13 protein-coding genes are annotated in these 17283 nt (G+C 67.7%); 3 read left to right on the forward strand and 10 right to left on the reverse strand.

Translation table 11 applies throughout. The features are described from left to right. Positions 1–211: 211 nt before the first annotated feature. Positions 212–748 carry a hypothetical protein gene (locus E3C22_RS00830; protein ID WP_134759296.1) on the reverse strand — a complete coding sequence of 179 codons (537 nt, stop codon included), beginning with the start codon at positions 746–748 and terminating at the stop codon, positions 212–214. Positions 749–1286: 538 nt separating this feature from the next. Between E3C22_RS00830 and E3C22_RS00835 the strand changes: the two genes are divergently transcribed. Both E3C22_RS00835 and E3C22_RS00840 read left to right on the forward strand, forming a co-directional pair. Further along, a complete protein-coding gene (locus E3C22_RS00835; RefSeq protein WP_167591582.1) occupies positions 1287–2024 on the forward strand; it encodes an outer membrane protein in 738 nt (245 codons plus the stop codon). Between the two features lie 12 nt (positions 2025–2036). Next, positions 2037–2276, forward strand: a complete 240-nt coding sequence (locus tag E3C22_RS00840; protein ID WP_134759300.1) for a hypothetical protein — start codon at positions 2037–2039, stop codon at positions 2274–2276. 41 nt (positions 2277–2317) lie between these two features. Here the strand turns inward: E3C22_RS00840 and parE are convergent, their stop codons facing one another. From parE to E3C22_RS00855, 3 genes are all read right to left on the reverse strand, one after another. Then, positions 2318–4342, reverse strand: coding sequence for a DNA topoisomerase IV subunit B (parE, locus tag E3C22_RS00845; protein ID WP_134759302.1), 2025 nt, complete (start codon positions 4340–4342; stop codon positions 2318–2320). A gap of 299 nt (positions 4343–4641) precedes the next feature. Continuing rightward, positions 4642–6051 (reverse strand): type I glutamate--ammonia ligase, encoded by a 1410-nt coding sequence (gene glnA / locus E3C22_RS00850; RefSeq protein WP_134759304.1) that lies wholly within the window; start codon positions 6049–6051, stop codon positions 4642–4644. A gap of 155 nt (positions 6052–6206) precedes the next feature. After that, on the reverse strand, positions 6207–6545 hold the full coding sequence (locus E3C22_RS00855) for a P-II family nitrogen regulator (RefSeq protein WP_134759306.1): 339 nt from the start codon (positions 6543–6545) through the stop codon (positions 6207–6209). A gap of 291 nt (positions 6546–6836) precedes the next feature. Between E3C22_RS00855 and E3C22_RS00860 the strand changes: the two genes are divergently transcribed. Further along, positions 6837–8351 carry an NAD(P)H-hydrate dehydratase gene (locus tag E3C22_RS00860; RefSeq protein ID WP_167591583.1) on the forward strand — a complete coding sequence of 505 codons (1515 nt, stop codon included), beginning with the start codon at positions 6837–6839 and terminating at the stop codon, positions 8349–8351. Between the two features lie 2 nt (positions 8352–8353). Here E3C22_RS00860 and E3C22_RS00865 read toward each other — a convergent pair whose 3' ends face one another. From E3C22_RS00865 to E3C22_RS00890, 6 genes are all read right to left on the reverse strand, one after another. Then, positions 8354–9331 (reverse strand): 2-dehydropantoate 2-reductase, encoded by a 978-nt coding sequence (locus E3C22_RS00865; RefSeq protein ID WP_134759310.1) that lies wholly within the window; start codon positions 9329–9331, stop codon positions 8354–8356. Then, positions 9328–10845: an acyl--CoA ligase gene (locus E3C22_RS00870; RefSeq protein WP_245514696.1), complete on the reverse strand. Its 1518-nt coding sequence runs from the start codon at positions 10843–10845 to the stop codon at positions 9328–9330. The genes E3C22_RS00865 and E3C22_RS00870 overlap by 4 nt, the downstream gene beginning before the upstream one ends. A gap of 267 nt (positions 10846–11112) precedes the next feature. Then, on the reverse strand, positions 11113–13380 hold the full coding sequence (locus E3C22_RS00875) for a xanthine dehydrogenase family protein molybdopterin-binding subunit (protein WP_134759314.1): 2268 nt from the start codon (positions 13378–13380) through the stop codon (positions 11113–11115). A gap of 4 nt (positions 13381–13384) precedes the next feature. Then, on the reverse strand, positions 13385–15667 hold the full coding sequence (locus E3C22_RS00880) for a xanthine dehydrogenase family protein molybdopterin-binding subunit (RefSeq protein WP_134759316.1): 2283 nt from the start codon (positions 15665–15667) through the stop codon (positions 13385–13387). Next, positions 15660–16718: an FAD binding domain-containing protein gene (locus E3C22_RS00885; RefSeq protein WP_134759318.1), complete on the reverse strand. Its 1059-nt coding sequence runs from the start codon at positions 16716–16718 to the stop codon at positions 15660–15662. The genes E3C22_RS00880 and E3C22_RS00885 overlap by 8 nt, the downstream gene beginning before the upstream one ends. Next, a complete protein-coding gene (locus E3C22_RS00890; RefSeq protein WP_134759320.1) occupies positions 16715–17212 on the reverse strand; it encodes a (2Fe-2S)-binding protein in 498 nt (165 codons plus the stop codon). Before E3C22_RS00890 ends, E3C22_RS00885 begins: the two co-directional genes overlap by 4 nt. Between the last annotated feature and the right edge of the window lie 71 nt (positions 17213–17283).

Below are 17283 nucleotides of genomic sequence, written 5' to 3' on the forward strand. Positions count from 1 at the left end.
ATTCCGGGGATTTTGAAGAGGTTTTCATCGGAATGTCGTAAATGTCACCCTTCGGCGGCCGACGAGGGTGCGCGCGGGCCGGCAGGGCGGCCACCACGGTCCGGACCTGGTGACCCGAGATGGGCAGACCTGCTCTCGCGGGCGCGTCGGGCACGCCGAGGCGCCCGCCCGCGACTGCCGCAGGGCGAGAGGCTCGGCAGGCGGAACCGGCTCAGTTGGAGGCGGGGCCGAAGAGGTAGGGCTGGCCCGGGGTGAAATGCAGCTCGTAGGTCTCGCTGATCTCGCCGTCCGACGGCACCACCTCGAAGAACAGGCCGAGGCTGTTCGGCTCGGTTTCGCTGGGGTCGTCCGCCCGATAGCCGACGACCTGGCCGTCGATCTTGGCGATCTCGGGGATTTCCGTCGTCGAGCGCAAGGACAATCCGTTGTGCCCGGAGGCATCGAGCTGCTGGATGAAGAAATGCGCCCCTGCGTTATCGCCGGCGGGCTGGACCATCACCGTGCGCCAGACGCCGTGCTCGTCGCCGTCCGACCAGGGCCCGACCACCTGGACGTCCTGGATCAGCGGCGACAGCGCCTCGACGGCCGCCGAGAATTCGCCGGATGCATCCTTGCCTTGAGCCGGCGCTGCCGCGGCGCCCGCCTCCGGCGCGGCGGGGGCTGCTGCATCCTGAGCAGAAGCCGGGGCGGCCAGCAGCAGCGCGGCGGCGACGATGCCGGCGGAACGCAATGGGGTCAGGCTGGGCATGATGATCACCTCGGTTGGGGCGAGACCGGTCCGCGGGGGCCGTCGCCTCGGGATGGATTTTGGTGTGGCGCAAGCGCCACTTGCTGAAAACTCTCGCGGCCCCGGCAATCCGTTTTCAAGCAACGCGATCGCTTGGAAACCGCTTGCGCATCGCTTCGGGCCGATCGCGGACGCACGGAACACTCAAACTCCCGCGGCGACAATTGCTTCAGCGCGCGAATTTGTCGAGAGCCGGCTGTATAGGCGTTTGACCCCGCCTTGCGGCATCCGGTCAAGAGATACCGTTGCGGTATAGATGCGGCCGAAGCTGGTGCGAGACTTGTAAGTAGTGGCGCATCGCAACGGTCATATGAATGAATGATTGCTGTTTGTGAATGAACGTATTGGATTACGGTTATCTAGTGTTGCAAAAGTGTTGTAGCCGACTCGTAGTGACGGTGCGACAAATTGCTCCGTCGACTGATAAACGGGGGATCCCAAAATGATTCGTGCAGTACTTCTGGCGTCCGCAGGCATGTTCGTTGTTGCGACGTCTTCCATGGCAGCCGATGTCATGTACGAAACCGCAGCACCGTCGGGCTATGACTGGAGTGGCTTCTACATCGGTATCAACGGCGGGTACGGCTGGGGCAACAGCGACACCAGCACGTCTGTCCCTACTGGCAGCAATATCAATGCTGTCGCATCGGCACTCGCCGTCGGAACCGGCGACGGAAGCTTCGACAGCGATGGCGGCCTCGCCGGCGTCCAGTTCGGCTACAACTACCAGAGCGGGCCTTACGTCGTCGGCGTCGAGGCGGATATCGACTGGTCGGGCATGGACGGCTCGCGTGACTCCGGCATCTTCTCGCTCGGCGGCTTCAACGCCCGCACGACGGACGATCTGGACATGAACGTGCTGGCCACCCTTCGCGGCCGCCTCGGCTACGCAGCAGACAGGCTGCTGATCTACGGTACGGGCGGCGTCGCCTGGTCGGACGCCGAGATCAGCCGCAATCTCGACTGGAGCTTCGCGGATGGTTGCCCGCCCGTCGGTGGCGGCCTTCAGCGTTGCCATGTCGGCAGCGAGGACTTCGACTTCGGCTACACGATCGGCGCCGGTCTGGAATATGCCTTCCTGGACAACCTCACGGCCAAGGTCGAATACCAGTACACCGACTTCGGCACCGAGAGCTTCCGGACGATCAACGCCAACATTCCGAACCAGCCGCTCGATCACGAGGTCGATCTCGACATGCACACGGTCCGGGTCGGCCTGAACTACAAGTTCAACTGATCAGGAATCCGCGTGGCGGTGACAGTCCGCGCGGCAGACAAAGCCGGCCCGGGTTTTTCCGGGCCGGCTTTTCACTTTGAGTGGGAGACGATGCTCGACGTCGTGCCGATTTTTTGCCGGCATGTGAAACGCAAGGATTTGGAAGCTACGCCACGAATACGCGATACGTTGTGTGTGGTCATCGACGAGGTGGCCAGCGGCGCGTGGCACTCCGTCGTCGCGGATTTCAGGGCTTTCAAGGCGACGCTCTAACGAAGGCCCTCCGGACGACGATCGACGGACCCTGCCGATCCTCAGATGTCAAGGTCGGAGACAAAAGCGGCGCGCTCCTGGATGAAGCGGAAGCGCGATTCCGGCTTGTTGCCCATCAGCGCGTCGACGGCGCCCGAGGTGCCGGCTTCCGGCGTCTCGTCGACGATGACGCGCAGAAGCGTGCGCTTCTTCGGGTCCATCGTCGTTTCCTTCAATTGGGCAGGGAGCATCTCGCCGAGGCCCTTGAAGCGCCCGACCTCGACCTTGCGACCCTTGAACTCGCGCTGGGTGATCTCCTCGCGGTGCCGATCGTCACGGGCATAGAAGGTCTTGCCGCCGCCGGACAGCTTGTAGAGCGGCGGCACGGCGAGGAAGAGATGGCCGCCGCGGATCAGCTCCGGCATCTCGCGATAGAAGAAGGTGATCAGCAGCGAGGCGATGTGGGCACCGTCGACATCGGCGTCGGTCATGATGATCACACGCTCGTAGCGCAGATCCTCCTGCCGGTATTTCGAACGGGTGCCGCAGCCGAGTGCCAAAGTCAGGTCGGCGAGCTGCTGGTTGGCGCCGAGCTTGTCCCGTCCGGCGCTCGCGACATTGAGGATCTTGCCTCTGAGCGGCAGGATGGCCTGGACCTTGCGGTCGCGGGCCTGCTTGGCCGAGCCGCCGGCGGAGTCGCCCTCGACGATGAAGATCTCCGCGCCGGCAGAGCCGGTCTGCGAGCAGTCTGCCAGCTTGCCGGGAAGCCGGAGCTTGCGGGTCGCCGACTTGCGGCTGACCTCCTTTTCCTGGCGGCGGCGCAGCCGCTCGTCGGCGCGCTCGACCACCCAGTCGATCAGACGCGCGGCGTCCTGCGGCGAAGAGGCAAGCCAGATGTCGAAACTGTCGCGCATCGACTGCTCGACGATGCGCTGTGCCTCGGCGGTGGCGAGACGGTCCTTGGTCTGGCCGACGAATTCCGGCTCGCGGATGAAAACCGACAACATCGCCGAGGCGGTCTGCATGATGTCGTCGCCGGTGATGATAGCGGCGCGCTTGTTACCGGAGACTTCCGCGAAAGCCTTGAGGCCGCGGAGCAAGACCGAGCGCAGCCCGGCCTCGTGGGTGCCGCCCTCCGGCGTCGGGATGGTGTTGCAGTAGGAACGGACGAAGCCGTCGTCGGCGGTCCAGCTCACCGCCCATTCGACGGCGCCGTGGCCGGAGATCTTCTCGGTGCGGCCGGCAAAGATCTGCGAGGTCACGCGGTGCTCGGTGCCGAGCGTCGTGTCGAGATAGTCCTTGAGGCCGCCGGGGAAGTGGAAGGTCTCGCGGGTCGGCACGCCGGAATCGGCGCCGATCAGCGAGGGATCGCAGGCCCAGCGGATCTCGACGCCGCCGAAGAGATAGGCCTTCGAACGGGCCATCGCCATCAGCCGCTCGGGACGGAAGCGGCAATTGGTGCCGAAAATCTCCGGGTCGGGGCGGAAGCGCACTTTGGTGCCGCGCCGGTTGTGGACCTCGCCGACCTCCTCAAGCCGCGAGGTGGCGAGACCCCGCGCATAGGTCTGGCGGTAGAGCTTGCGGTTGCGGGCGACCTCGACCTCGAGCTGCTCCGACAAGGCGTTCACCACGGAGACGCCGACGCCGTGGAGGCCGCCAGAGGTCTCGTAGACCTTGGAGTCGAACTTGCCGCCGGCATGCAGCGTCGTCATGATCACTTCGAGGGCGGAGCGGTCCTTGTATTTCGGATGCGGGTCGATCGGAATGCCGCGGCCGTTGTCGGAGACTGCGAGCGAGCCGTCGGCCTCGAGCGAGACCTCGATGAAATTGGCGTGGCCGGCCGTCGCCTCGTCCATCGAGTTGTCGATCACCTCGGCAAAGAGGTGATGGACGGCCTTCTCGTCGGTGCCGCCGATATACATGCCGGGCCGTCGCCGGACGGGCTCCAGCCCTTCCAGCACCTCGATGTCAGCGGCGGTATAGTCGGCGCCGGGGACGAATTCCTGGGCCGGCTGGCGGCGGGGCGCCGCCGGCTTTGGCGGAGAGGGCTTGCGAGCGGCGTTGCCCGAGAACAGGTCGTCGCTCATCGGCCGGGATTTCCTCGCTCGATCCAGGAAGTGTCATGCTGCGCCGCAATCATAGGGCCCTGCCTACACTTTCACGAAATGTTCTTCAAGGTGCGGGTTGGGCGGATTGCCGGTTTCGCGGCCGCTTGCGGCGTTTTCCACGGAAAAATCGGCGGCTGCGAAGGATTTTCGGAGCGGGCGCCCTATGCCCCGACGCGAGGGCGTCCGGCCCGTATCCCGGCACCGACGGTGGCGGACATGAAAAGGGCGCCCGTTGCCGGGCGCCCTTCGTCTCATTCCGCCGATGGCAGATCTCTCGATCAGACCGAGTAGTACATGTCGAACTCGATCGGATGCGGCGTCATTTCGTAGCGCAGCACCTCGGCCATCTTCAGGTCGATGAAGGCGTCGATCTGGTCGTCGTCGAAGACGCCGCCGGCCTTCAGGAAGTCGCGGTCGGCGTCGAGGCTCTCCATGGCTTCGCGCAGCGAGCGGCAGACGGTCGGGATCTCCTTCAGCTCCTCGGCCGGCAGGTCGTAGAGATCCTTGTCCATGGCGGCGCCCGGATGGATCTTGTTCTTGATGCCGTCGAGGCCGGCCATCAGCATGGCGGCGAAGGCGAGATAGGGGTTTGCCGTCGGATCGGGGAAGCGGACCTCGACGCGCTTCGACTTCGGCGACTGGCCGAAGGGGATGCGGCAGGAGGCCGAGCGGTTGCGGGCTGAATAGGCGAGCAGCACCGGAGCCTCGAAGCCCGGGACCAGGCGCTTGTAGGAGTTGGTCGAGGGATTGGTGAAGGCGTTGATCGCCTTGGCGTGCTTGATGATGCCGCCGATGTAGAACAGCGCGCTCTCCGACAGTCCGGCATATTCGTTGCCCGCGAAAGCAGGCTTGTCGCCCTTCCAGATCGACTGGTGGACGTGCATGCCCGAGCCGTTGTCACCATAGACCGGCTTCGGCATGAAGGTTGCCGTCTTACCGTAGGCGTTCGCCACCTGATGGATCACGTATTTGTAGATCTGCATCTTGTCGGCGTTGCGGGTGAGGGTGTCGAACTTGATGCCGAGCTCGTGCTGGGCGGCCGCCACCTCGTGGTGATGCTTCTCGACCGAGACGCCCATCTCGGCCATTACCGTCAGCATCTCCGAGCGCATGTCCTGGCAGCTGTCGACCGGCGGGACGGGGAAGTAGCCGCCCTTGGTGCGCGGCCGGTGGCCGAGATTGCCGGTCTCGTATTCGGTGTCGTCGTTGGACGGCAGCTCGGTCGAATCGAGCTTGAAACCGGTGTTGTACGGGTCGGCCTTGTAGCGAACGTCGTCGAAGACGAAGAACTCGGCCTCGGGGCCGAAATAGCAGCTGTCGCCGATGCCCGACTGGGAAAGATAGGCCTCGGCCTTGCGGGCGGTCGAGCGCGGGTCGCGGTTGTAGCCTTCGCCGGAGATCGGATCGAGGATGTCGCAGGTCACCGCCATCGTCGCCTGGGCGAAGAACGGATCCATATAGGCGGTCTCGGGATCCGGCATCAGCACCATGTCGGACTCGTTGATGGCCTTCCAGCCCTGGATCGACGAACCGTCGAACATCGAGCCTTCCGAGAACATGTCTTCATCGACGATGGAGGCATCCATCGTCACATGCTGCATCTTGCCCTTTGGATCGGTGAAGCGCAGGTCGACGAACTTGATGTCGTTGTCCTTGATCTGCTTCAGAATCTCGTTGGCACTCGTCATGGCCGTCCTTCCCGTTGCGTGTGTTTTGTCCGATCGTGTGCCGGATCGGCGCTTGGCTACCTGAAATCGGCGCGCCGATCCATCCTCGGTTCAGCCGGCTGCGGACGGCATTCTGCGATGTCCTTGATCCACAGGGCTTGATGGGCAGAAATCCGTCAGATCGCGTCGGTGCCGGATTCGCCGGTGCGGATGCGGATGGCCTCCTCGATCGGCGAGACGAAGATCTTGCCGTCGCCTATGCGGCCGGTCTGCGCCGCCTTGCGGATGGCCTCGACCGCCGCCTCGACCGTCTCGTCCGAGAGAACGATCTCGACCTTCACCTTGGGGAGGAAGTCGACGACATATTCGGCGCCGCGATAGAGCTCGGTATGTCCCTTCTGGCGGCCGAATCCCTTTGCCTCGGTCACGGTGATGCCCTGGAGGCCGACTTCCTGAAGCGCCTCTTTCACCTCATCCAGCTTGAACGGCTTGATGATCGCCTCGACCTTTTTCATCGACTGCCCTTTTTCAATCTTTATCGTTGCACCGGGCCTTCTGCCCGTCGGCGCCGACGATGCAGGTGTCATGCCAACAGGCCGGCTGTGCAGGCCAAACGGAAATAGCTTGATTCCGCAAGCCGGCAATGGAGCGATGACGCTACGGCGCCAAGGACCGAGATTTTTTTCCCGAGGCCGCCGGCCAGGCTCGTCGATCCATCGGCGCCGGATGGCCGATCGCGTTAGATTGCATAATTGATAGGCACAAAGATGAAGAAGTCGGCAGTTAGAATGGCGCAAAATCAGGCAATGGATGCTGCGCTACTCACCCTCGCCGAAATGGGTGAGGCAGACCGGCTGACGATCGCTGCGGGGACGCCGGGCATCGTTCTGATGGAGCGGGCGGCCGAGGCGATCGCCGAAACCGTCCTCGCGCGTTATCCTGGCGCCGAACGCGTCGCCTGCCTCGCCGGGCCGGGCAACAATGGCGGCGATGCCTATGCCGCAGCCGCGATCCTGCTGCGCGCCGGGCGCGAGGTGCGGCTGTTCCATCTGGTTCCTCCCGAGAAGCTGCAGGGCGACGCGGCGAATGCGGCGGCGGCCTATGACGGACCGGCCGAGCCCCTCGCGGCGTTCGATGCTCAGAGCTTCGACCTCGTCATCGACGGGCTCTTCGGGGCAGGGCTTGCCCGGCCGCTCGAGGGCGAAGTTGCGGAACTGGTCGAGCGGCTCAACGCGGCGGCAACGCCGGTCGTCGCGATCGACCTGCCGTCCGGCATCTCCGGGGCGAGCGGCGCGGTGCTCGGCACGGCGGTCGAAGCGGAGGCGACGGTGACGTTCTTCCGTCGGAAGCCCGGCCATCTCCTCGAACCCGGTCGGTCCCACTGCGGCGCTGTCGCCGTCAGCGACATCGGAGTCCTGTCGACGGCACTGGAGACGATCGCGCCCAAATGCTTCGAGAACCGGCCGGCGCTCTGGCGCCATCGTCTCGCTGTGCCAAGCGACGCCGGCCACAAATACGACCGCGGCCATGCCGTCGTGTTCTCCGGGCCGGCGAGCCGCACGGGCGCCGCGCGGCTGGCGGCGACGGCGGCGCTGCGGGCGGGCGCCGGGCTGGTGACGATGTTTTCTCCGGCCGGTGCGGTGCTGGTCAATGCCGCCCATCTGACCGCGGTCATGCTGAAGCGTTGCGAGGATACGGACGAACTCGCATCCCATCTCGGCGACACTCGGCTGAACGCCTTCGTCCTCGGGCCGGGTTTCGGCGCCGGCGAGACAGCCCGTGCCTATGCCGAGGCGGTGCTCGCGGCCGGGGGGCGGCTGGTGCTCGACGCCGACGGGATCTCCTCGTTCAAGGACGATCCCGAGGCGCTGTTCGCCGCTGCGAGGGCGGCATCGGAAGCGCGCGGAGATAGCGAGCCGGCGCTGGTGCTGACCCCCCATTCAGGCGAATTCAAGCGGCTGTTTCCCGATATCGCCTCGGCCGAGGGTCTCTCGAAGCTCGACCAGGCCCGGCTGGCCGCGGAGCGCGCCTGTGCCGTCGTGGTGTTGAAGGGACGCGACACGGTGATCGCGGCGCCGGACGGCCGCGCCGCGATCAATGCCACCGGCACGCCGTGGCTTGCCACCGCCGGTTCCGGCGACGTCCTGTCGGGCATCGTCGCGGCACAGCTCGCTCAGGGGACGCCCAGCTTCGAGGCGGCGGCGGCCGCCGTCTGGATGCATGGCAAAGCGGCCGAGGCCTTCGGGGCCGGCCTGATCGCCGAGGATCTCCCGGGCATGCTGCCGAAGGTCTTCGCCGGGTTGGAGGCCACCGGTCCGTAACCTCAGCGGGCGAGCGGCGTCTCGGCCCTCAGCCGCACGAGGCCGAGCACCGTGTCGATCGTCGGGGTCGCAATGCCGGTCAGCCGGCCGAGCTCCTGCACCGAGGCGACGAGCGCGTCGATCTCCATCGGCCGGCCGAGTTCGAGATCCTGCAGCATCGACGTCTTGTGCTCGCCGATCTCGGCGGCGCCTGCGATGCGCTTGTCGACGTCGATCGGGAAGCGGATGCCGAGGGCCTCGGCGATCGCTTCGGCCTCCTCCATCATCTCCCGGGCGACGGCGCGGGTGCCGTCATGGCCGCAGATCGCCGCCAGCGTCGCGCCGGTCAGCGCCGAGATCGGGTTGAAGGAGACGTTGCCCCAGAGCTTCACCCAGATCTCCGAGCGGATATGCGGCCGCACCGGCGCGCGGAAGCCGCCGGCGACCAGGAGCCGCGACAGCGCCTGCGAGCGTTCGGTCTTCTCGCCGGAAGGCTCGCCGAGCGGCAGCCGCTCGCCCTCGGTGTGACGGATCACGCCGGGCGCCTCGATGTCGGCGGCCGGATGGACGACGCAGCCGATGGCGCGCTCGGGGCCGATCGTGTCCCAGATCGCGCCGCCGGGATCGACGGCTTCGATGCGCCGGCCCTCATGCTCGCCGCCGCTCTTGTAGAAATACCACCAGGGCAGGCCGTTCTGGGCGGTGACGACCGCGGTCTCCTCGCCGAGCAGCGGCTTGAGCCCCGGCAGGATCGCCGGCACCGAGTGGGCCTTCAGCGCGATCAGTACGTAGTCCTGCGGGCCGAGCGTCGCCGGGTCGTCGGTGGCGCGGACCTTGACGGTGAATTCGCCCTCCGCGGTGCGCAGGGTCAGGCCCTTCTCCTGCATGGCCGCAAGATGCGGCCCGCGGGCGACGAGGCTGACCTCGGCATCGGTGCGTTCGGCAAGCCGCGCCCCGATCAGTCCACCGATCGCGCCGGCGCCATAGATGCAGATCTTCATGCTCCCCCCTCCTTGCCGAGGCCCAGCTTCTCGGCGAGGCCGATCCGCTGCAGCTTGCCGGTCGCGCCCTTCGGGATCTCGTCGAGAAAGACGAGACGCCGCGGCACCTTGAAATCGGCGAGATGCTCCGCCGCGAAATCGCGGAGCTCCCGCTCGTTCGCCTGCATGCCGTCGCGAAGCACGACCGCCGCGGCGACGTCCTCGCCGAGCTTGTCGTGGGGCATGGCGAAACAGACCACCTGCTGCACGGCCGGATGGTCCATCAGCACCTCGTCGACCTCGCGGGGCGAGATCTTCTCGCCGCCACGATTGATGATCTCCTTCAGCCGACCGGTCAGGAACAGGAAACCGTCCTCGTCGAGCCGGCCCTGGTCGCCGGTATGGAACCAGCCATGGGCGAAGGCCTCGGCGGTGGCCGCCTCGTTGTTCTCGTAGCCGGCGGTGACATTGGGGCCGCGGATGCAGACCTCGCCGATGGCGCCGGTCGGCAGGATCTCGCCGTCATCGGAAAGGATCGCCACCTCGGGGCCGGCGGAAGGGCCGACGCTGCCGGCCTTGCGGGCTCCGGGGGGCAGAAGGTTGCAGGTCATCTGGTGCGCCGCCTCGGTCATGCCGTAGGCCTCGATCACCGGGCAGTCGAAGGTCTCCTCCAGCTGGGTCATCACCTGCGGCGGCAGCGACGAGGAGGAGGAGCGGATGAAGCGCAGCTTCGCCCGCGCGACGCTGTCCTTGTTGCGCGGCGCCCTGGCGAGGATCGCCTGATGCATCGTCGGCACCGCCGTGTACCAGCTGGGGGCGGCGTCATCCATCCAGTGATAGACCTTCAGGCCGTTGAAGCCCGGGGTGCAGATGACCGAGGCGCCGGCCGAAAGCGAAGACAGCACCGCCGCGATCAGCCCGTGGATGTGGAAAAGCGGCATGATGTTGAGGCAGCGGTCTTCGGGCGTCAGCTCCAGCGAGGTGCGGATGTGACGCGCCGAGGCCTTGAGATTGCCGAGGGTGAGGGGCACGATCTTCGGCCGTGAGGTGGTGCCGGATGTGTGGAGGACGAGCGCTTCCTCATTTTCCGCGGAAAGTCCCGGCCGCGCTGCCGTCCCGCGCGCCTCGCCGCTCAGCGAAAAGGCACCGGCGGGGGCGACGGCATCGACGGAAAGCCGCAGCACCGGGATGCCGAGCTTCGCCGCGATACCCTCGGCCGCCTCGTGTCCGGCCTCATCGAGGACGATCGCCTTGGCCCTGAGGTCCGTCAGGTAGAATTCCATCTCCTCGGCCCGGTAGGCCGGGTTGAGCGGCGCCGCGACGGCGCCGGCGGCGATCGAGACGAAGGCCGCGGCCATTTCAGGGCCGTTGGGCAGCACGATCGCCACCCTGTCGCCCCGACCGATGCCGAAGCCGTTCAGCGCCGCGACGGTCTTGTCGACGAGGGCGGAAAGATCCCGATAGGTGAGGGCGGGCCGATCCGGTGCTCCGATCGCCGGATTGTCCGGTCGTCCCGCGCCAAGCAAATCGAGCATCAATCTTTCCCTCATCGTCGGCCAGGCGCCCGCCGCGGACCCACGCGCATGAAAATAGGCGGGAGCCGACGGTCCGCTACGTCAATCCAGTCGGTCCTTGCGCTCTTATCGCGAGGCCCGGGCGTTGTCGATGTCATGCCGGATAGGACAAACCCGCCGATGGTGGCCACCGGCGGGTTCGAACGTCTGCGATCGGGTCGCCCCGGATGAGCGATCGGGTCACCGAGGATGACCGATCGGGTCGCCGGCGAGGAGCGATCGGGTCGATCAGGCGGCCTGCGGCCGCGTCAGCATGTCGGCGATCCCGATCGGAAAGCGGCGGGCGCGAATTCCGGTGGCGTGCCAGACGGCATTGGCGATGGCCCCGACGGTGCCGGTGATGCCGATCTCGCCGACACCCTTGATGCCGAGCGGATTGACGTATGGATCGTCCTCGGGGACGAGGATCACGTCCATCTCCGGCACGTCGGCATTCACCGGCACATGGTACTCGGCGATGTTGGCATTCATGATCCGCCCCGACCGCCGGTCGTGGACCGCCTGTTCCTCGAGGGCGAAGCCGAGGCCCCAGATCATCCCGCCATAGAGCTGGCTCGATGCCAGCCTCGGGTTGATGATGCGGCCAGCCGCGAAGGCGCCGACCAGCCGGCTGACCTTGATCTGGCCGAGATCGGGATCGACCTTCACCTCGGCGAACACCGCGCCGTGGGAGAACATCGCCCGTTCCTCGGCGCTCGCCGGATCGCGGGCGCCCTGGCCGGCGCCGCCGATCTCCGAGAGGCCGGCTCGCGCGAGGATCTCGGCATAGCTTTCCGACCGTTCCGGATCGTCGGCGCGGTAGAGCCTGCCGTCGCGCGCCTCGACACCGACATTGCCGGCGCCGAAGAGCGGCGAGCGCTCGTCGCCCACCGCGAGTTCGGAGAGCTTGGCGATCGCATCGGTCCCGGCGGCGTGCAGCGCGCTGCCTGCCGTCGCGGTGTGGCCCGAGCCGCCGGCGATGCCACCGTCGGGCAGCCCCGAATGGCCGGAGTGGAACTCGACCATCGAGATGGCGAGGCCGAGGCCGTCCGCCGCGATCTGGTGCAGCGCCGTCCAGGCACCCTGGCCCATGTCGGCGCCGGCGGTCTCGACCAGCGCGGTGCCGTCGGCCCGCAGGGTGGCTTTCGCCTCGGCCTGGAACATCGGCGCATGAAACAGCGCCGTCCCCATGCCCCAGCCGACGAGACGCCCGGTCTCGTCGCGCATCTGCCCCGGCGCGAGCGGCCTGCCGGCCCAGCCGAAGCGCTTGGCACCGTCGGCGTAGCATTCGCGCAGCGCCTTGGCGGAGAACCGCTTGCCGGAGGCCGGATCGGTCTCGGCATAGTTGCGCAGCCGGAACTCCAGCGGATCGAGCCCGGCGGCGAAGGCCGCCTCGTCCATCGCCGATTCGAGCACCGCCGAGCCGGAGGCTTCGCCCGGCGCGCGCATCGGACCCGGCGTGCCGATGTCCCACCGCACCGCCTTGTGCCGCGCCAGCAGCGCCGGCGTCGCATAGGTGTTCAGCGAGGCGTTGGAGGCCGGCTCGAGGAACTCCTCGAAGCTCGACGTCGCCGACGTCGTCAGGTGATCGAGGGCGGTGAGCCGTCCCTCGTCGTCGATGCCGAGCCGCATCTCCTGCCGCGTCGCGCCGCGATGGCCGACCGGGCCGTACATCTGGTCCCGCCTGAGGGCGAGCTTGACCGGCCGCTGAAGCATTCTGGCAGCGAGGATGGCGAGGACCTGGCCGCCGAAGATGATCGCCTTCGACCCGAAGCCGCCGCCGAGGAAGGGGCTGCGGATCGTGACGTTCTCGGCCGGGATGCCGAACCATGCGGCGAAGGCGCCGGTCGACATCACGAGCGCCTGGTTCGGCGTGTCGAGGGTGACGCGGTCGCCATCCCATTCGGCGACGATGGCATGGGGCTCCATCGCGTTGTGATACTGCCCCGGCGTCTCGTAGCGGACCTCGACCCGCCGGGTGGCGGCTGCAAGCCCCGCCTCGACGTCGCCCTTGCCGACCTTCGCAGGGGCGCCGACGCCGACGGCCTCGGGCTCGTAGGTGTCGACGGCGTCGAAGCCGTGCCGAGCCGGTTCCTCCTCGTAGCGCGGCGAGAGCAGCCGCGCTCCCTCGGTGGCCGCCTCCAGCGTCTCGGCGACGACGAGGGCGATCGGCTGGCCGGCATAGCGGACCGTGTCGTCCTGCAGCACCTCGGTGCGGAAGGAGAAACGCGTCGGCTTCTCGTCCGGATCCATCGCCAGCGGCGGCCGATTTTCCGGCGTGATCACCGCAACGACGCCGGGATGCGCCTTCGCAGCCTCAACGTCGAGGAAGGTCACCCGGCCGCGCGAGACGGTGGCGCCGGCGGTCACGGCGTGGAGCAGCCGGTCGGGATGGTTGTCGGCGGCGAAGGTGGCGGCGCCCGTCACCTTCAGGACGCCGTCGCGGCGGGTCAAAGGCTGGCCGCTGTTGGAGCCGAAGCGGTTGCGCCCGCCCGGCATGGGGATCGCATCAGACATGACGCTAGACTCCTTTGTCGGAGACGTCGGGCGTGCCGCCGAGAAGATCGGCGAGCCCGATCGGAAAGCGCCGGACGCGGACGCCCGTCGCGTGCCAGATAGCATTGGCGATGGCGCCGACCGTGCCGGTGATGCCGATCTCGCCGACGCCCTTGACCCCGAGCGCGTTGACGTGGGGGTCGTCCTCATGGACGAGGATTGCCTCGAGAGACGGGACGTCGGCATTCACCGGCACCCTGTATTCGGCGAGGTTGGCATTCATAATCCGGCCGGTGCGCTTGTCGTGCACCGCTTCCTCGTGGAGGGCGAAGGAGAGACCCCAGATCATCCCGCCGTAATACTGGCTCTCGACCATCCGCGGATTGATGACCCGGCCGGCGGCAAAGGCGCCGACGAGCCGCGTCACCCGGATCTGGCCGAGATTCGGATCGACCGCCACCTCGGCGAAGACCGCGCCATGGGCGTCCATGGCGTAGCGCTCCTGCGCGGCCGGGTCGGCGGCGCTCTGGCCGCGGCCCTCGATCTCGGCAAGGCCGGCCCGCTTCAGGATGGCGGCATAGGGCTCGCCGCGGCTCTCGTCGTCCTGGCGAACCAGCCGGCCGTTCCTGGCGACGACACCGACATTGCCGGCGCCATAGAGCGGCGACGCCTCGTCATTCACGGCGAGTTCGGTGAGCCTGGCGATGACGTCCTCGCCGGCGCCATGCAGCGCCGTGCCCGCCGTCGCCGTGTGGCCGGAGCCGCCGGCGATGCCGGCATTCGGCAGGTCGGACGAGCCGGAACGGAACTCGACCTCGTCCATCGACAGGCCCAGGCCGTCGGCGGCGATCTGGTGCAGCGCCGTCCAGGCACCCTGGCCCATGTCATGGGCGCCGATCTCCATCAGCCCGCTGCCATCGGCCCGGATCACCGCCCGGGCCTCGGCCTGGAACATGATCGCCGGGAAGGTGGCGGTGCCGACACCCCAGCCGAGGAGCCGGCCTTCGCCGTCGCGCATCGAGCGCGGGGCTTGGGGGCGCTTCGACCAGCCGAACCGCGCGGCGCCCCGCTCGTAGCATTCGCGCAAAGCTTTCGAGGAGAAGGGCTTGCCGGAGATCGGCTCGACCTCGGCATAGTTGAGGAGCCGGAAGTCCAGCGGGTCCATTCCCGCTGCAAAGGCCGCCTCGTCGATGGCGCTCTCAAGCGCCGCCGAGCCTGGCGCCTCGCCCGGCGCCCGCATGAACATCGGCGTGCCGATGTCGATGCGCGAACCGGCGTGGGTGGTGCGGATGGCGGGCGCCGCATAGAGCGAATGGGTGACATTGGAGGCCGGCTCGAGAAAGTCGTCGAAGCGGCTCGTCGAGGTGAGCGTGTGATGCTCGATGGCGGCAAGCCGGCCGTCCTCGCCCATGCCGAGCTTCACCGTCTGCCGCGTCTGACCACGATGACCGACCGGGCCGTACATCTGCTGGCGGGTGAGGACGAGCTTGACCGGCGCGCCGACGAGCTTCGCCGCAAGGATGCCGAGCACCTGCGGTCCCGCCGCGAGGCCCTTGGAGCCGAAGCCACCGCCGAGGAACGGGCTGCGGATGTGGATCTTCTCGGGCGAGATGCCGAAGAGCTCCGCCGTGCGGCCGACCGCCATGGCAAGACCTTGGGTCGGCATGTCGATCGACAGGCTGTCGCCTTCCCATCGCACGACGATGGAATGCGGTTCCATGGCGTTGTGATATTGCGGCGGGGTGTCGTAGGTCGCCTCGATGTGCTTCGCCGCGCTGGCGAAAGCCGCGTCGAAGTCGCCGCTTGCGGCGCGGCCCGGCGCACCGGGCCCGACGATCTCGGCAACGAAGCTCTCGCCTTCGAGATCGACGCGCGCCGCCTCGGTTTCGTAGCTCGGCCGCAAGAGCGCCGCGCCCTCGACGGCGGCCTCGAGCGTCTTTGCGACGACCACCGCGATCGGCTGCCCGGCATAGCGCACGCCGTCGTTCTGCAGGGCATCGAGCCGGAAGGCGAAGGGATTGGTCTTCTCGTCCGGGTCGGTGGCGAGAGGCGGCCGGTTCTCCGGCGTCATCACCTCGACGACGCCGGGATGCGCCCGCGCAGCCTCGACGTCGAGGCGGGTGACCTTGCCGCGGGCGATCGTCGCCGTGGCGAGCACCGCATGCATGAGGCCCTCGGGGTTGTTGTCGGCCGCATAGGTGGCGCTGCCGGTGACTTTCAGGATCCCGTCGCGCCGGGTCATCGGCTGGCCGATGTTCGATCCCTGGCGCTGCCGCGATCCCGTCGGGAGCGAGGCGATATCAGACATTGACGACACCTTCCGGAAGGGGGGCGAAGGCCGAGGCGGGAAGCGCCGGCATGCGCTCCGGGGTGCCGGCCGCGGCCATCGCCAGAACGCGGGCGACGACGCGCTTGCCGAGCTCGATCTTGTAGGCGTTGTCGCCGGAGGGCTTCGCCTCGGCGAAGGCCGCTTCGGCGGCAGCCGCAAAGGCCTCCTTGCCCGGCGCCTTGCCGACGAGGGCGGCTTCCGCCTCGCTCGCCCGCCAGGGCTTCGGTGCGACGCCGCCGAGGGCGAGCCGCGCTTCGGTGATGGCACCGTTCTCGATCGTCAACGCCGCTGCCGCCGAGGCGAGGGCGAAGGCATAGGAGGTGCGCTCGCGGACCTTCAGATAGCGCTGGTTGGCGGCGAGCTTGGCCGCTTCCGCAGGCAGTCTGACGGCGACGATCATCTCGCCGGCCTCAAGCACCGTCTCCTTCTCGGGCGTGTCGCCGGGCAGGAGGAAGAACTCGGTGATCGGCACCTCGCGCCGGCCGGTCGTTCCCTCGATCTCGACGATCGCGCCGAGCGCCGTCAGCGCCACGCAGAAATCCGACGGGTGGACGGCGATGCAGTTTTCGCTCCAGCCGAGAACGGCGTGGGAGCGGTTCTCGCCGCCGATCGCGTCGCAGCCGGAGCCGGGCTGGCGCTTGTTGCAGGCGCTGGCGGTGTCGGTGAAGTACGGGCAGCGGGTGCGCTGCATCAGGTTGCCGCCCACCGTCGCGGCGTTGCGCAGCTGCGCAGAGGCACCCGAAAGGAGCGCCTCGGCCACCACCGGAAACCGCTTCGCGAAGTCGGTGTCATGGGCGAGGGCGGCGTTCTTCACCAGGGCACCGATCCGCGTCGATCCGTCCGGCAGGGTCTCGATGCTGCCGAGATCAGGCAGGTGGGTGAGGTCGACGAGCCGGGCCGGGGTGAGGGCGCCGCCCTTCATCAGGTCGAGGAGGTTGGTGCCGGCGCCGAGATAGGCCGAGTTCGGCTCGCCGGCGGCGGCGATGGCCTCGGCGACGGAGGCCGGGCGAACATATTCGAAGAGGTTCATGCCGCGTCCCTTTCCTTGCCGGCCGAAAGCTTGCCGCTCGCGTCGATCACCGCCTCGGTGATGCCCTTGTAGGCGCCGCAGCGGCAGATGTTGCCGCTCATCGCCTCGCGCACCCGCTCCGGATCGTCGCAGGCCTGGCCCTCGGCGATCAGACCGACGGCGCTCATGATCTGGCCCGGCGTGCAGAAGCCGCATTGGAAGCCGTCATGCTCGATGAAGGCCTGCTGCACCGGATGCAGCTTGTCGCCCTCGGCGAGGCCCTCGATGGTGGTGATCGCCGCGCCGTCGTAGCTGATCGCCAGAGCGAGACAGGAATTGATCCGCTCGCCGTCGACGAGGATCGTGCAGGCGCCGCACTGGCCGCGGTCGCAGCCCTTCTTGGCGCCGGTGAGGTGCAGACGCTCGCGCAGAAGGTCGAGCAGCGTCACGCGAGGATCGTCGAGAACGATTTCGCGTCGCTCCCCGTTGATCGTGAGTGTCAGGGAAAGGTTCATCGGGTTACCTTTCGAGGAATGGGAATGTCGGAACAGGCGATCGTCCAGCCGTCGCGTATCCTTCGGGACAG

The sequence above is a fragment of the Jiella endophytica genome, assembly GCF_004519335.1.
Classification (GTDB): domain Bacteria; phylum Pseudomonadota; class Alphaproteobacteria; order Rhizobiales; family Rhizobiaceae; genus Jiella; species Jiella endophytica.

Bases quoted from the DNA above. Each gene is read 5' to 3' on its own strand.
- E3C22_RS00830 (WP_134759296.1), bottom strand. From the start codon at position 748: ATGCCCAGCCTGACCCCATTGCGTTCCGCCGGCATCGTCGCCGCCGCG.
- E3C22_RS00835 (WP_167591582.1), top strand. From the start codon at position 1,287: ATGGCAGCCGATGTCATGTACGAAACCGCAGCACCGTCGGGCTATGAC.
- parE (WP_134759302.1), bottom strand. From the start codon at position 4,342: ATGAGCGACGACCTGTTCTCGGGCAACGCCGCTCGCAAGCCCTCTCCG.
- glnA (WP_134759304.1), bottom strand. From the start codon at position 6,051: ATGACGAGTGCCAACGAGATTCTGAAGCAGATCAAGGACAACGACATC.
- E3C22_RS00855 (WP_134759306.1), bottom strand. From the start codon at position 6,545: ATGAAAAAGGTCGAGGCGATCATCAAGCCGTTCAAGCTGGATGAGGTG.
- E3C22_RS00860 (WP_167591583.1), top strand. From the start codon at position 6,837: ATGGATGCTGCGCTACTCACCCTCGCCGAAATGGGTGAGGCAGACCGG.
- E3C22_RS00865 (WP_134759310.1), bottom strand. From the start codon at position 9,331: ATGAAGATCTGCATCTATGGCGCCGGCGCGATCGGTGGACTGATCGGG.
- E3C22_RS00870 (WP_245514696.1), bottom strand. From the start codon at position 10,845: ATGCTCGATTTGCTTGGCGCGGGACGACCGGACAATCCGGCGATCGGA.
- E3C22_RS00875 (WP_134759314.1), bottom strand. From the start codon at position 13,380: ATGTCTGATGCGATCCCCATGCCGGGCGGGCGCAACCGCTTCGGCTCC.
- E3C22_RS00880 (WP_134759316.1), bottom strand. From the start codon at position 15,667: ATGTCTGATATCGCCTCGCTCCCGACGGGATCGCGGCAGCGCCAGGGA.
- E3C22_RS00885 (WP_134759318.1), bottom strand. From the start codon at position 16,718: ATGAACCTCTTCGAATATGTTCGCCCGGCCTCCGTCGCCGAGGCCATC.
- E3C22_RS00890 (WP_134759320.1), bottom strand. From the start codon at position 17,212: ATGAACCTTTCCCTGACACTCACGATCAACGGGGAGCGACGCGAAATC.